The organism is Desulfitobacterium nosdiversum, from assembly GCF_049860565.1.
Lineage (GTDB): Bacteria > Bacillota > Desulfitobacteriia > Desulfitobacteriales > Desulfitobacteriaceae > Desulfitobacterium_A > Desulfitobacterium_A nosdiversum.
This window is the reverse complement of the sequence record NZ_CP172056.1, coordinates 1,282,156-1,296,492: the sequence shown is the minus strand read 5'-3', so window position 1 is coordinate 1,296,492 and position 14,337 is coordinate 1,282,156. Positions and strand designations below refer to the sequence as shown.

13 protein-coding genes are annotated in these 14,337 nt (G+C 43.9%); 6 read left to right on the top strand and 7 right to left on the bottom strand.

Annotation, left to right across the window (positions count from 1 at the left end; genetic code table 11):
* Nucleotides 1-154: 154 nt before the first annotated feature.
* The gene (locus ACHOLT_RS06195) at nt 155-343 is read right to left on the bottom strand and encodes a hypothetical protein (protein ID WP_425806539.1); all 189 of its coding nucleotides are present in this window, start codon (nt 341-343) and stop codon (nt 155-157) included.
* Nucleotides 344-371: 28 nt separating this feature from the next.
* On the opposite strand from ACHOLT_RS06195, the gene ACHOLT_RS06190 reads away from it, so the two are divergent.
* The 6 genes from ACHOLT_RS06190 (at nt 372) to ACHOLT_RS06165 (ending at nt 6,426) form a co-directional block, all read left to right on the top strand.
* Complete coding sequence (locus tag ACHOLT_RS06190; protein ID WP_425806537.1) at nt 372-1,541, top strand: branched-chain amino acid ABC transporter substrate-binding protein; 1,170 nt, start codon at nt 372-374, stop codon at nt 1,539-1,541.
* 81 nt (nt 1,542-1,622) lie between these two features.
* The gene (locus ACHOLT_RS06185) at nt 1,623-2,546 is read left to right on the top strand and encodes a branched-chain amino acid ABC transporter permease (protein ID WP_425806536.1); all 924 of its coding nucleotides are present in this window, start codon (nt 1,623-1,625) and stop codon (nt 2,544-2,546) included.
* Between the two features lie 14 nt (nt 2,547-2,560).
* Nucleotides 2,561-3,730 (top strand): branched-chain amino acid ABC transporter permease, encoded by a 1,170-nt coding sequence (locus ACHOLT_RS06180; RefSeq protein WP_425806534.1) that lies wholly within the window; start codon nt 2,561-2,563, stop codon nt 3,728-3,730.
* Nucleotides 3,731-3,735: 5 nt separating this feature from the next.
* Nucleotides 3,736-4,524: an ABC transporter ATP-binding protein gene (locus tag ACHOLT_RS06175; RefSeq protein WP_425806532.1), complete on the top strand. Its 789-nt coding sequence runs from the start codon at nt 3,736-3,738 to the stop codon at nt 4,522-4,524.
* Entirely contained in the window at nt 4,511-5,236 is a 726-nt protein-coding gene (locus ACHOLT_RS06170) for an ABC transporter ATP-binding protein (RefSeq protein WP_425806530.1), read from the top strand. Before ACHOLT_RS06175 ends, ACHOLT_RS06170 begins: the two co-directional genes overlap by 14 nt.
* 11 nt (nt 5,237-5,247) lie before the next feature.
* A complete protein-coding gene (locus ACHOLT_RS06165) occupies nt 5,248-6,426 on the top strand; it encodes a M20 family metallopeptidase (protein WP_425806529.1) in 1,179 nt (392 codons plus the stop codon).
* A 327-nt stretch (nt 6,427-6,753) separates the two neighbouring features.
* Here ACHOLT_RS06165 and ACHOLT_RS06160 read toward each other — a convergent pair whose 3' ends face one another.
* From ACHOLT_RS06160 to glmS, 6 genes are all read right to left on the bottom strand, one after another.
* Complete coding sequence (locus ACHOLT_RS06160) at nt 6,754-7,716, bottom strand: leucine-rich repeat protein (RefSeq protein ID WP_425806527.1); 963 nt, start codon at nt 7,714-7,716, stop codon at nt 6,754-6,756.
* A gap of 387 nt (nt 7,717-8,103) precedes the next feature.
* Nucleotides 8,104-9,108: a 2-hydroxyacyl-CoA dehydratase family protein gene (locus ACHOLT_RS06155; RefSeq protein WP_425806525.1), complete on the bottom strand. Its 1,005-nt coding sequence runs from the start codon at nt 9,106-9,108 to the stop codon at nt 8,104-8,106.
* Nucleotides 9,109-9,144: 36 nt separating this feature from the next.
* Nucleotides 9,145-10,422: a methylaspartate ammonia-lyase gene (locus ACHOLT_RS06150; RefSeq protein ID WP_425806524.1), complete on the bottom strand. Its 1,278-nt coding sequence runs from the start codon at nt 10,420-10,422 to the stop codon at nt 9,145-9,147.
* Nucleotides 10,423-11,041: 619 nt separating this feature from the next.
* Nucleotides 11,042-12,496, bottom strand: a complete 1,455-nt coding sequence (locus ACHOLT_RS06145; protein WP_425806521.1) for a methylaspartate mutase subunit E — start codon at nt 12,494-12,496, stop codon at nt 11,042-11,044.
* A gap of 11 nt (nt 12,497-12,507) precedes the next feature.
* Nucleotides 12,508-13,887 carry a methylaspartate mutase accessory protein GlmL gene (gene glmL, locus ACHOLT_RS06140; RefSeq protein WP_425806518.1) on the bottom strand — a complete coding sequence of 460 codons (1,380 nt, stop codon included), beginning with the start codon at nt 13,885-13,887 and terminating at the stop codon, nt 12,508-12,510.
* A gap of 18 nt (nt 13,888-13,905) precedes the next feature.
* Nucleotides 13,906-14,316, bottom strand: coding sequence for a methylaspartate mutase subunit S (glmS, locus tag ACHOLT_RS06135; protein WP_425806516.1), 411 nt, complete (start codon nt 14,314-14,316; stop codon nt 13,906-13,908).
* Nucleotides 14,317-14,337 lie beyond the last annotated feature (21 nt).

Here is a 14,337-nt window from a genome sequence, read left to right as displayed (position 1 = left end):
ACGGGATAGTTTATATCCTTTGATATTATATTGAATATTTCATCGAATTTATAGCTTTTTAGATACTTTATTGTATACAGCGCTATTTCAGAAAGAGCATAGTCAAATTTTCTACTTTAAGTTATAATCTGTTCGTAACGCAAGAATAATTCCCTTAAGCAAACTCAAGAATGGCAATGGCGCCGTAAAAAGTCTGATCGTTCAGGCCTTTTTGCGGCGTTTTTTTATTGGCCATATCAATGACAAAAGTATACGCGGCAACAAATTCCTTTTTAGAGAATTTGCAGTGTTTAGAGTGTAAAAGTTTGAAGGGAGTGATTACGGAAAAATTCTTGTTATCCATGCTTATATTAAAGAAAGGGGTTTATCTAATGAAAAAGGGAATTGCAGTTATTTTATCCTTCACCATGATTCTATCAATTCTGCTCACAGGTTGCGGCACTGGAGGAACCCAGAAAAAGACAGCTAAGATCGCCTTCATTGCACCGATCACCGGTTCAAATGCCGCCGTTGGTCTAGGTATGCGAAACTCGGCAGAGTTAGCTGTTAAACAAGCCAATGCCAAAGGCGATTTACCTTTTAATCTAGAGCTTGTTGTTATGGATGACGCCGGTGATCCTGCAACAGGTGTTAACGCGGTCAATAAGGTTGCTAGTGATCCCAGTGTAGTTGCTGCTGTAGCTCACTTTAACAGTGGTGTTGCCTTAGCAACTAAAGATGTTTTTCATAAATACGGACTTCCGGCAGTCATTGCTGCTGCAATCAATGATAAAATTACCGCTGATGGTTATCCAGAAATCACCCGGGTAATTACCTCTTCCAAAGTACAAAACATCTACGCAGGTGATGTAGCGACAAAACAATTTGGTGTGAAAAAAATCGCGGTAATCCATGATCAGACGGATTACGGTAAAACAAATGCTGAACAATTTTTAGAGGAAGCCAAACAAAACGGGGCAACCATCTTGAGCTTTGATGGAATTTCCGTGGGGCAGCAAGATTTCTCTGCCTTGTTAACAAAGATCAAACAGGAGTCTCCGGATATGATCTTCTTTGGCGGATTAGCCACTGAGGCAGGATTAATTAAACGTCAAATGAGCGGATTAAATATTTCGGCGATCTTTATGAGCGATTCTGGAATTCACTCGAAAACCTTTACTGAAATTGCCGGAACTGCCGGAGAAGGAACAATTGCTCATGGTCTCGTCAGCCCGATTGAGAAACTGCCCAAAGGCAAAGAGTTCATCGATGCTTACAATGCCGCAAACTACAAAGAGTATTATGAAGCTTATGGTCCTTTTGCCTATGATGGCGTGAATATTATTATCCAAGCGTTGAAAACGACGAAGTCCACGGATCGTGCCACAGTAGCCAAAGCAATCAAAGGCACAAAAGATTTTGAAGGAATTCTCGGAAAAACAAGCTTTGGTTCAGATGGACAAACCACCCTTAATACAGTCCTGACCTATGTTGTTCAAGATGGAAAATGGATTCCATTAGCCGATTCAAAATATAAAATTGCCAATGGGAAAATTCAATAGTCATGAAATTTTAGCTTAAGTTCATTCTAAGTAAATTCCGCCTTCATGGCGGGATTTACTTTTAAGAAAGGAGAGTCAGGTATGGATTTTGGGATGTTAACTCAACAACTCATTAACGCTTTGAGCTTAGGCGCTATGTATGCTCTAGTTGCGGTTGGCTTCACTCTATTCTTCGGGGTAATCGATATTATCAACTTTGCCCATGGTGAACTTTTTATGCTCGGAGCTTTTATCGCGCTGACTGCTTTGGGATTTTTAACAGGATCAACGTTAACTTCAAGCTTCTTATTGCTTCTCCTTCTCGTCATTGTCATTACTATGGTGGGCGGCGGCCTGGCAGGCGGAGTAATTGAGAGGGTGATCATCCGTCCGCTGAGGGGTGCCTCTGATTTAATGCTTCTTTTATTAACATTAGGTATTTCCATCATTATTCGGGAAGCTGTAATGCTCTTTTATCCCAATGGAGCTAATCCTCTGGCCTTCCCAAACCTTTTTCCCCAAACCAAAATTTATTTATTCGGAGCCATTATTAAATATGAGCAAATTTTTACCATTGGTTTATCACTCATCCTTATCCTTTTGCTTCATTTAATTGTAACCCGTACAAGATTCGGACATTACATGATTGCCGTTTCGCAGGATAAAGAAGCCGCAATGATGATGGGAATAGATATTAATCGAGTGATTATCTTAACGTTTATGATTGGTTCCGCCTTAGGAGCTTTGGCCGGATTACTCAACGGAATGTACTACAACATCATTAAATTTAATATGGGCTTCTTAATCAGCATCAAAGGGTTTTCCGCTGCCGTTGTAGGCGGCTTAGGAAATATTTACGGAGCGATTGTAGGGGGGTTCTTGCTGGCCTTCCTTGAAATGTTTGCTTCCGCATATATTCCCGGCGGTTCTCGTTATCAGGATGTTATCGGCTTCGTCATCGTTATTTTATTCCTCGTCTTTAAACCCTCAGGTATTTTTGGTGAAAAAGTATACGAGAAAGTATAAAGGGGGTGTTCCGAATGCATTTAACCTTAAAAAAAGCACTCAAAGTCGTCGGCTTAGAAATTCTCTTCTATAGTATCTTTTTAGCCATGATTATCGTGGAAAACTATTTTATCTTTATCGCCTTAGCACTCGGCACCTATGGCGTATTCCTCGGGCTGCAAAAGAAGGCCCCCGGTTTATATCAATCCATGAAGAAGGATTTTACCGAGCATAAAGGCTTCGCCACTGGATTCTTCTTTATCTTGCTTTTGACCTTTCCAATTCTTGAAGCGAGCAATCCGTACTGGCTTCAAGTTGCAATCATGACCGGACTCTATGTGATGTTAGCCTTGGGGCTGAATGTGATGGTTGGGAATGCCGGATTAACTTCCCTCGGTTATGCTGCCTTCTACGGAATCGGGGCTTATACTTACGGAATTTTAGCCCTGCGCTATGGAGTTTCATTTTGGGCATGCCTTTTTATCTCCGTAGTCATCGTCATGCTGTTTGGATTCCTCTTAGGATTGCCTGCTCTGCGGGTTAAAGGGCATTACCTCTCGCTCGTTACGATTGCTTTTGGTCTAGTTGTTTATCAATTGTTGATTAACTTGGAAGGCCTTACAGGCGGAACGAATGGCTTAATCAATATCCCTTCGCCTCATATCGGGAGTTATTCGTTTAATTCAATCGTCGATCTTGGCTTTATCCAATTGCCCTTTCATGCAAATTACTATTATTTAATGCTGGTTTTTGTGGGTTTGGCCGTTTTAGTCGCTAAAAATATCTCCCACTCCTTAACCGGCTTAACCTGGAATGCCATGCGGGAAGACCAGTTAGCTGCACAATGCTATGGAGTTGATCTAACCAAAAACAAGCTCTGGGCCTTTGCGCTGGGGTCGGCGTTTGCAGGCGTTGCCGGAGTCATCTATGCCGGAATGGTTGGGTTTATTGCTCCGGAGAATTTTACGTATAATTACTCTATCATCTTTCTCAGCATGATTCTTCTGGGAGGGATCGATTCCATTCCCGGGGTTATCTTGGGAGCCGTTCTCTTAACGATCATCCCCGAAAAATTCCAAGCGTTTGCACATTATCGGAATATGTTTTATGGAATCGTCATTGTCCTCATCCTTTTCTTTAAAAAGGATGGTTTAATTCCGGCACAGACCCGTAAGTTTACTTCATTATGGACAAGTAAGAGGTGAATGGAATGGAACTTTTAACGACAAAACAGCTCACCATGCAGTTTGGTGGTCTAGTCGCCGTCAATAAAGTTGATTTTACAATTGCTCAAGGAGAGACCGTTGGAATTATCGGACCAAATGGTTCAGGTAAAACCACTTTTTTTAATATGCTGACCGGTATTTATAAACCGACTGCCGGTGAAATTTATTTTTTAGGTCAACAGATTACCGAAGCCCGTCCAGATTACGCTTTCCGCTTAGGAATTGCCCGGACGTTCCAGAATGGCCGCCTCTTTTGGAAACTCAACGTTTTGGAAAATGTCTTAATGGGTCTTCACAGCCGGCAAAAGAGTTTTATCTTGGATGCCCTTTTTCGCAGCCGCCGGGAACGTGAAGAAGAGGCACTGGCTGTTGCGGAGGCTCAAAAAATCCTGAGTTTCTTCAGTCAAAATTTATTGCAGCAACAAGATAAGCTAGCCGCCAGCTTGTCTTATGCCGACCGCAGACGCTTAGAAATCTGCCGGGCGTTGGTTTCCAAGCCTAAACTGCTCATTCTGGACGAGCCTTCAGCAGGCATGGATCCCAATGAAACGACGGAACTCGTCCATGATATCCGCAAGATCCGCGAAATCCAACCTCAGATTTCCATTATTGTTATTGAGCATGATATGGGGCTGATCGAAGGTTTGGCCAATCGTGTTATGTGCTTAAGTTCAGGGGAAAAAATTGCTGAGGGAACATTTGCCGAAGTCAGTCGAGACCAGATGGTAATCCATGCTTACTTGGGGGAGGATGACAACGATGCTGCAGTTTAACAATGTAACCACACATTACGGCGCGATTCGAGTCCTTAGGGACGTCAATCTTCAAGTACGAGCAGGGGAAATCACCTGTTTGCTTGGAAGCAACGGTGCAGGAAAAACAACAACAATTAAGACCATTGTCGGATTAGTAAAACCGACTTCAGGTGAAGTCCTATACCAAGGAAAGCGGATTGATTCCCTTAGAACACCCGATATTGTCAGATTAGGAATTGCCTCGGTTCCTGAGGGTCGACGGTTATTTTCCAAATTGACCGTCGAAGAAAACCTTTTAATTGGTGCATGTACGATTAAAGATCAAAAACAGATTCAAGAAAATTTAAAAAAATCTTATAAGCTTTTTCCCCGCTTGGAAGAACGAAAAAAGCAAATTTCCGGGACCTTAAGCGGAGGCGAACAGCAAATGGTCGCCATGTGCCGGGCATTGATGAGCAATCCCAAATTGCTGCTGATGGATGAACCCTCTTTAGGCTTAGCCCCTATCTTAATTAAGGAAATCTTTGATACGATCGTGCGCGTCAATCGTGAAGATGGAACCACGATTTTGCTGATTGAACAAAATGCGCATAAAGCGATTGCGATAGCGGATTATGCTTATGTCCTTCAAAAAGGCGAAATCATCTTGGAAAGCAGCGGGGACGATGCCATCAGCAAAGAAAAGATTCAACAGGCTTATCTCCATAAAAGTGTCGACGCGGCAGGTTGAGGAGTGATAACATGAAATCTTGGTATGATGAAGTGATCAAATTACTGGATGAAGATAAAGCAGTGGATATTCTGAAACATTCCCTTCAAATGGATACGACAAATCCGCCCGGATCAGAGAAGGTATTAGCGCAGTACTTAGCTGATGTATTGAACAGCTTTGGCCTGAAAAGCCATATCGATGATCTCGGAAATGAACGCGGAAATGTCGTTGGGTGCATACCTGGAAGCGGCGAAAAGAAAGGGTTACTACTGAACGGCCATCTCGATGTTGTTCCGCCAGGTGCCCAAGCTTGGACGTATGGCCCGTTTTCGGGAGTGATCGATGCTGGTAAGCTTTATGGCCGAGGGGCCTCCGATATGAAAAGCGGACTGGCGGCGTTAGTCGTTGCCGCCGGTTTAATCGCCCAAGCCGGAGTCCCGTTAAAAGGTGATCTGCTCATAACAGGAACAGCAGGAGAAGAAGCCGATAGTCTCGGAGCTAAAGATCTCTTAACCCGAGGGTATCTTCAAAACATTGGGGCCGCCATTATCGGCGAACCCAGTCTCTTAAAGCTGTTTGCCGCAACTAAAGGGGCTTTATGGCTTGAATTTACTACTGTAGGAAAAACTGCTCATGGTTCAATGCCTGAATGCGGTGCAAACGCCGTCTTGATGATGAACGCAATTATCAATAAACTTGTTCATTACAGTTTTCAATATTCCCCTCATCCGTTATTAGGCGAACCGAGTATGAATATCGCAACCATTCAAGGTGGAGTAAAAACGAATGTTGTTCCGGATTCCTGTAAACTGACGGTTGATATTCGAACCGTTCCCGGACAGGACCACAGCCAAATCATCAATGATATTCAAAAAATCTTAGATGAACTGGAACAGACCAACCCCGATTTTAAAGCCTCCTTCACAGTCCTCAATAATCGTGCACCTGTGGAGACAAACCCTGAAGCGGAGATCATTCAGATGAGCATTCAGGAAGCTAAAACGACTTTAGGAATTGAACTGAAGCCTTGCGGTGTAAAATACTATACTGATGCTTCAGTTTTTGTACCCGCCTTAGATATTCCAGTCCTGATCCTTGGACCCGGCGATGAGACGATGGCTCATCAGCCGAATGAATATGTTGAAATCAAGGACTATATTGCTGCAATAAAGCTGTATGTTGCTGTCATATTGCGGTATCTAATGTGATATATGGATTCGACGAAAGATAGTTTTAGAAAAGAAAAGACAGAAAGTCTAACATTTTTTTGTTAAGACTTTCTGTCTTTTTTATTCTTTTCCTAACTTGCCAAGATACATTACCTTCACCTTGCAAATTTAAATTATTACGCAAAATGGGTCTTTCGCGAAGCTGTTACAAAAGTACCCCTAATGTGTTCGCAAGTCCTTTTTGTAATGAAATTCCGTTTTGTATACCAACAAATTAAATTTTAAAAAAGAGAGCTCTAAAGCTCTCTTTTATCTCATATTATATTATTCAATTTGATAAACTTAACGTTATGCAATTTATTAGTTTTAAAATTCAACACCAAAATTATGTTCTATCTCTTTTATATCTGTATCATTAATCTCATTATGATCTAAATACATGTGACTCATGTGATCGTTTCCCTCAAATACACATATACTTCTAATTTGATAATAATTGATATTCTTAATTTTATTATAACCTAAATCGAGATAAGATAAATATTGTAATCCTTCCAATGGATTTATATCATCAATCTCATTATTATACAATGAAAGTTGTTTTAGGTTAGTCAACCCATGTAATTCGCTTATATCACTGATTCTGTTATTATCTAAAGCAAGGCATTCAATATTTTTCAGTCCTTTTAGTGGGCCAAGATCCCTAATTTCATTATGTGGCAAGGAAAGATAAGATAAGTTGGTTAAATATTCAATTCCATTCAATTCAGTTATCTTTCCAATTGGATCTTCTCCACTGAATCCATCTATATCTGCAGGTAGAACTTCACCACTAAATGGATCTGTTTTTACAAACGGTGGTGCTAATTTTGTAATGTTTTTAACATCACTTTTATATATTTCCCCTTTAGGTTTATTTATCGCGTGTCTTACAATAAGCTCTAAATTCTTATCTTTAAATTTAACTATATCAGAGTTATCATCCTTTACCGTTATTGTACAAGTTGCAGTCTTAAAATCATACATTGATTTAACAGTTATTCTTGCTGTTCCTTGACTTACTCCAGTTATTTTTCCTTTCATATTTACTGTAGCAATACTGTCATTTGATGATGACCAAACTGCGAATTGCATAGGTGCCATTATTTCAGGTACTAAAATTTCTGTTTCACCAATCTTTAAAACATCTGAAGTTTTGTTCAAACTAATAGAAGTATCTATTATCACCCTATTATCTTGTAATCTTAGAGACGAATTTGCTAAAACTAAGGTTGGTTGTAATAACATTACTAAAATAATTAATAATGTAAATACTATTTTTGTTTTCATCTGCATACCCCCTTCCTTAAATTATCTCATAGTCCCTTTGAAAATCATGGGGAAAACTGTCACTTTTTAAAAAAATACTAATAGATTCCAGCCAATAAGTTTAATAGAGCTCTTTCCAAGAGTAATTTTAAGAACAAGGCCCTTTGTCATGGACGATCGGAGGGCTTTACTGCACAAAATCCGCCAAATGCGCCATAAATTATCTCATTGTTAAATTATCATTAATTCGTACTTCTGTATTTAGGGTTTAACCTCAAAAAAAGCACTCCCTATTAGGAAGTGCTATTACAATACTTAGTTTATATTGAATGAAAAACATAAATCAGCCAATAGCGTAACTTAAGAAGAAACACATCAATAACCCAGCTTCCAAAATCAGTGAGCTGTTTAATCACGCAGCATCTGCAAAAACGACTCTAACCTCATCTTGCTTCGCGCATCAAGCCCTGTTGGGTTTTCTCCCTCAAGATTAAGAATAGGATAATCCAGCCGCTTGCGGACAATCAAGTCCTCAATCTGTCGGTAGCAAAAACTCTGTGTATAATGAATAATCCCGTCCAGATTGCGTCGTTCCGCTTCCCGTGCCACATCCTCAACCCGATTAAATATCGAATAAGGATACGTATAAAGCCGGTACTGCTCAACTATATCCTGAGTTGCAAACGGCATACTAAACTGCCGCTGAACCTCATTAAACACAACGCGTGCCCCATGTTCCTCGAGAAAATTATAGAGATCAGGCATAATCGGCGGAACTCCCATATAACCGATACGAAGCTCACGCTTTTTTTTCCCTTTAAACTTAAGATTTAAAGGTTCTCGTTCCTTAACCTCGGCCATAAGTTTTTCCAGATCTGCGGCAAATCGTTCCGGGTCACTATTAAAATCAGAACACGAGACAAGCTGCAAATGGTTTTCGAACCCTGTAACTTTGTTTTCTTCCCAAGTAAGGCGGTCTAATTCCCAAGCCAGCGCCCGAACCTTATCCAAGCGTTCCTTCTGTTCATAGACCTTATCCCAGGTTGTTCCCAGAGCTTGAATCAGCTTATCCAGCTGCAAACGGAGCATATCCGCATCGCCGTCATAGGGAAAAGCAAAAGGAATGATTTCAATTCCCTGCTCCGCCCAAGTTTCCATCAAGGCATGGGTGTTGCTGCAATCACCTTGAGTTACGGCAATAATCCGATTGATCTCGGGATTTGCCAAGGCCGTTGAATAGAGCCCCTTGATCCAACCGCAGACACTTCGCGGATACCCTGCGAGTTCTGCCTCTTCAATCAGGTTCATTGCCTTAGGACTTGTAATAAAAATATTATTTAAATCCACCGGAATATCCCCGGCAGCGTAGATCACTTCTACAGGAACAGTTGTTGTTAAACCAATCTTGACCATTAAACTCTATTACTCCTCTGTTAAATACTTAAAAACTTAGCTCCAAAACGCCTCATTCTCATGCGTCTTGCCCTTCTGCTTATAACGAAGAATCTCCAACGTCCGATTCATTTCATTATGCACGATCATATATCCTTCGTCCACACCCATTCCCGGTTTCGCGAGCATCTGATCAGGCCGGGTTGCTAAAGCCACGTGGACTGCCGTTCGTCCACCGGAATCCGTCTCGTTGCAAGATCCTCCTACATAGGCACCGACTCCAAATTTCTTTGCGTAAAGCACCGCTTCAATGGTATTCTGAATCCCGCCTAAATCCGGGGTCTTAATTTGCACCATATCGGCTGCTTGAGTATCTACAAACTCGACAATGTCTTCGTAGGTATTGCACCATTCATCAGCGACGACCTCAACTTTAATTCCCCGTTTTTTCAACGCCTCACGCAAAGCTTTAATCTGCCCGATTTGGCCCTTTTTGCTTCCTGCATCCATGGGGCCTTCAATCCGTAAATGCAAAGGCTCCGCTGCCTTCTCCAACGCTGCAAAATATTCTACCATGCGTTCCACATTATTTTCAAACGCTAACCCAATCGTTCCGTACACATCAATGTGAAGGATCGGCCGATAATTAGGATCGCCCAGCACAATAACCCGGTTTTTAAGCCACTCGACATACTCTAAAAGGAGTTCACCGTTTTTGCCCAGCTTCGTCTCAACGTTATTGATCAGTGCATGAGGCAAAACCCCTACTCGTTTAAGGATCGCCTTATCCGCATTGTCATAGCGGTCATCCCCCGTTTGAGCAAAAATCGGCACAGGCTCAAGCACCATCGGCAGATGATACTCATCTAAAATAACCTCTGTCTTCGTAATCTTCTTTGCCTTTGCTACCGCATCCAGAATCGCCTGACTCACTCCATAACGGATTGCCGTGTGATAACGCTCTCCATTGGGGCGAACCGAATGTTCCACCAGATCGGCAATCCTTCGGAACGAATCTAACTCCTGCCCCACTAATTTCGGACGAATCTCCTCCAGAATAATCGGAATAAAATCTTTAGCTAAAAAGAGAGGATCCCGGCCGCCGGCACCGGAATACTGAACCGCAGCACAATCTCCTGAAGCCACTTGCCCGTCCTCTAGCATCAAAATAATTGATATCGACTCACCCCGCTGGCGGACGGCTGTAAACCCCGGAGTCATCGGCGAACCGGTATACGCAAAACCATCATGACCCGCTCCAGCTTTAATCGCCTTCTGATCATCAAAGTAAAATCCTGTTAACCCTGGTGAAGCAAGAACCTCAACTATTTTCATGATATACCCTCCCATAAGAGTTCATTTACTTAGCTTCTACATTTCGAACTTAAACATTCGTATCTATAAAAAGCAGTTCATGCATATGCTCACTCACTTCTAAGAAGGCGAGGCAACCGTACAGCAAGTGTGGTTTCCAATGCCTTGACCCAATCAGGACCCAAAGCCCCAACTAACAACACTGCCTTAAATCTTGCTCTCAAGAACTCCCCATATATCTGCCCAAGCGTCGTTTTGTCCAAAGGGAGTGTCTTAAAGCGAGCAGCTAACCGAACTTAGCGAAGAAAACAGGCGTAGGCAGGGCTGCGTCAAGACCGAAAGCCTCCGGTGAAGGTTTTCGCCCCGAGCCGCATACTCATAAGAACATCTCACCGGCGAAAGGTTGCGCAGCTGGCAACAGAGTCAACAAGTGCGATACTCTCCACTGGAGACTATCGGGAAACGATTTTGCCAGGCGATGACACAGGACGTGTCAAGTGTCGCGTGTGCCATGGAAACAAGTGCGATTTGCCATCTAGACAAATCGGGCGAAGACACGCGACAACCCTGCCGGAGACTGATTTCTGAGCTCTAGTTCGGTCTGCGAACGCCATTAGCGACCGTGGCCAAAACGGCGCGCTTATGACCTCGGTCTCCCAACCAGCATCCCTTTGCCAATCGCATAGATATCGTCAATAACCATCTGGAAGGACGGATCTCTTCCCTCGTCACGTCCGCGCTGAGCGATCCGCTCCTGATGGAATTTCTTAATCTCCGTCCCAAATGGAAGATTGCCAAATTCGAGCAGTCGAACTGCTCCTTGTGAATCCCGTGCCGGCAGAATTTTACCGGCATTGAAACGGCTCGGTGCAAACGGCACATCGATGACTCCTGCTTGGAAAGCACGGACCGTACCGACAGCGATATCGCCCTCGCCAAGCTCTAAGACCTTATCAAGGATCGCCCGAGTTTCATTGATAATCATTTTCTCCTCAAAAGCAAGTTCCTCAGTCATAGGGAGCGTTTGATCCTTCAACATGCTTAAGATCTGCTTTGTCGTCCGAATTCCCGCCGCATTGGCCTCCTTTGTGGGAATACCCAATGCTTCATGAGGCGACTTGACGATGACCTTCGTTGCCTTTCCTAAGGCCGCCGCTGCAGCTCCCCAGGAAATGACTCCATAGGCCTTTGCCTCATCCTGCGGGAATCCTCCCATCCATTGATGGAATACGGTTGTAATATTAAAATTCGTATACCCCAGCTTTTTAAGATATTCCTCGGTAATCATGGGCAGAGTATGCAATGCGGCAACATCCTGAAGTAAATTCCCGCATTGCCCATACCCGAGCGTTAAACTTCTGACACCCTGAGCAACCGCGAGAACTCCCTCGATCACTGCCACCGCATGGGATATTGACGGAGGAACTAACGTACCTGTCAACGGACCAAACGGCTCCCGATTAATGCTTACTCCTTTTTCCTCATAAAGCCCAACCAGGCGGTCGACATACTGCCAGTATTTGATCGTACTCTCAATAGAAACATCCTTTGCATACGGAATATTGTAAGAAATACCGCCGCCCTCATAAGCTGTGAATCCTCCGGCCAGCGTAATTTCAGCCAATAGCCGGGCATCAGGAGTCCCGTGCCGAACTTGAACAGGAACTTGCATATTTTCCACGACTTGACGGCATGCGGCTACCCCATGATTAACCGCCGGAAAGCCATTGAGCATCGAACGTCCGACCGACCGGCTTTCGTCAATTCCTGCTTGAGCCTCTGCATATCGGTTTTGCCGTGTATAGGAATCGATCGTTGTCGGCAGAAAATCAGCTCCGCCCTCATCTTGAAGATATCTTAAAAGTTCTAAGTGTTCATTAAGAAGAGCAACACCGGCACGAGGCTGTGCATAAGTGATCCCTTGGCGTTTTCCCTCTTCAAGCTTATGGGCAAAGACTTTGCTTTTAGGCAAGTTCTTATGGTATTCAACGGCTTCTTCAAAATTAACCTCTTTACCCGTTGCCCATTGAGCCAGAACATCCTTACGCTGCCGGGCAAACTCTTCGGGATCCATCTGTTTGACGGTTAATTCCATGACTCTACCTCCTATAGCTTAAGCAAATATTTTTTCAACATACGGAGCGCCTTTAATGGGGCAATCTCCCGTAATAACCCCATTGCCGCAAGAATGTATTCCTGATCTAAATAAAAATCGGACTGCTGCGGCTTAAGAATAGTTGGTTCTGCCGAATCAAACAAAGCGCCGCGCAGAATCTCCTCAGGTTGGGAGTGATGAAGCAAGACCCCTCCTGTACCAATAATTACAGGCAGCTGCGTCAAATCTTTGCCATACTGTACATACGTTGCTCCAAAGGGTGTATAAACAACCTCTAAAGTCCCGACATGACGTTTGACGGCAAGTTCAACCGCCATACGTCCGAGACCTGTATCAAACTGAATTTCGCGCTCATTCTTGGGAACCCACCAGGGTTCTCGTTTACAAACCTCAAGCTGAAGATTAACCTCTTCACTGCTCCAGCCTAAATACTGCTTAAGTCGGCGGCCGGAGGCTTCAACAAGAGCCTCGGCGCTGTAGCGCATTCCAAGATCTCCTTCGACCGTCCGTTTCGCATAAGGCTCAGGCAATCCTTTTAACATTACACCCGGCTTGCATGGATCTCCGACCGCAATGGAATGAACATCCGTCGTCGCTCCGCCTACATCGACAATAAGGAGTTCCCCTAATCCTTCCTCCTCATCAAATCCTTGGGCCAAAAGCTCTGCCGCGGAAAGGACGGCAGCCGGAGTAGGCATCAACACCCGTTCCACAAACTCTTCCGCTTTATCTAACCCTTTGGCCTGAATAATATTGCTCAAAAATAAATCCCGAATGGCTTGACGGGCAGAGTCCACATCTAAAACATTCAGCTCCGGCATCACATTATCTGCGATAACAACGAGGGCATGACGCCGTTTCAGAATTTCAGCGGCTTGAGGAGATGCTGCCTTATTCCCCGCCACAACGATGGGTAGGCTCATCGGAAGATCGCAGAGCCGTTCAGCATTCTTTAAAAGAATCTCTTTATTCCCGCCATCCGTTCCCCCGGCTAACAGAAGAATATCCGGTTGGGCAGCCACAATTTTTTCAAGATCCTGAGCGGTTAATTCATAACTAAAGACCTGCAAAATTCGGGCTCCTGCCCCTAAGGCCGCCCGGCGGGCCGCTTCAGCGGTCAGTTCCTTCACCAGGCCGCTGGCAATCATTTTCAGCCCGCCGGCTGCGCTGGAACACGCAAGCTTACGGACAAATCTCCAGCCTCCTTCAGGCTCGGGGATCTGAGCCAAAGCCTTATTCAAGCCCTCCATGATATTGGACCCAATTGTCGTACCCGCCTGGGCCGTACCAAGGATTTCTTCACGTTCAAGATCCACAATCGTAATTTTTGTATAGGTACTTCCAAAATCAATCAGAAGGACGTGCTGCATACTGGCCCTCCTCACTTCTTAAAACTTTAAGTCGCGATGCAAGTCGGCGATTGCCGTCTCCGGCATTGTACCTGGCGGATAAACCCGATCAAAACCCATATCTTTAAAACGCTTTTCAACGTTCGCGAACTCTTGCTTGCCGATGACCAAATTACCGCCGACATAGATCAGAATATCTCCAATTCCGGCCTCCTGGCATTTTTCCCGAAGTCCGCGGCAATCCATTTCACCATGCCCATAAAGGGAGGAAACCATAATCGCATCGGCATCCGTCTCAATTGCCGCCTGTATAAACTCCTCTTGAGAAGCAAGCACGCCGATATTGATGACTTTAAATCCTGCCTGGGAAAACGCATAGTCTAAAATTCGGTTGCCCACGGCATGGACATCCGCACCAATTACACCGAGAACCAAGGTTTTTTGTTCCATGATAATCCCTCCAGATTATAC

Excerpts from the sequence above, each read along its gene's own strand:
- ACHOLT_RS06160 (WP_425806527.1), bottom strand. The coding sequence starts at position 7,716 with ATGAAAACAAAAATAGTATTTACATTATTAATTATTTTAGTAATGTTA.
- glmS (WP_425806516.1), bottom strand. The coding sequence starts at position 14,316 with ATGGAACAAAAAACCTTGGTTCTCGGTGTAATTGGTGCGGATGTCCAT.
- ACHOLT_RS06150 (WP_425806524.1), bottom strand. The coding sequence starts at position 10,422 with ATGAAAATAGTTGAGGTTCTTGCTTCACCAGGGTTAACAGGATTTTAC.
- ACHOLT_RS06145 (WP_425806521.1), bottom strand. The coding sequence starts at position 12,496 with ATGGAATTAACCGTCAAACAGATGGATCCCGAAGAGTTTGCCCGGCAG.
- ACHOLT_RS06170 (WP_425806530.1), top strand. The coding sequence starts at position 4,511 with ATGCTGCAGTTTAACAATGTAACCACACATTACGGCGCGATTCGAGTC.
- ACHOLT_RS06190 (WP_425806537.1), top strand. The coding sequence starts at position 372 with ATGAAAAAGGGAATTGCAGTTATTTTATCCTTCACCATGATTCTATCA.
- glmL (WP_425806518.1), bottom strand. The coding sequence starts at position 13,887 with ATGCAGCACGTCCTTCTGATTGATTTTGGAAGTACCTATACAAAAATT.
- ACHOLT_RS06175 (WP_425806532.1), top strand. The coding sequence starts at position 3,736 with ATGGAACTTTTAACGACAAAACAGCTCACCATGCAGTTTGGTGGTCTA.
- ACHOLT_RS06165 (WP_425806529.1), top strand. The coding sequence starts at position 5,248 with ATGAAATCTTGGTATGATGAAGTGATCAAATTACTGGATGAAGATAAA.
- ACHOLT_RS06195 (WP_425806539.1), bottom strand. The coding sequence starts at position 343 with ATGGATAACAAGAATTTTTCCGTAATCACTCCCTTCAAACTTTTACAC.
- ACHOLT_RS06155 (WP_425806525.1), bottom strand. The coding sequence starts at position 9,108 with ATGGTCAAGATTGGTTTAACAACAACTGTTCCTGTAGAAGTGATCTAC.
- ACHOLT_RS06180 (WP_425806534.1), top strand. The coding sequence starts at position 2,561 with ATGCATTTAACCTTAAAAAAAGCACTCAAAGTCGTCGGCTTAGAAATT.
- ACHOLT_RS06185 (WP_425806536.1), top strand. The coding sequence starts at position 1,623 with ATGGATTTTGGGATGTTAACTCAACAACTCATTAACGCTTTGAGCTTA.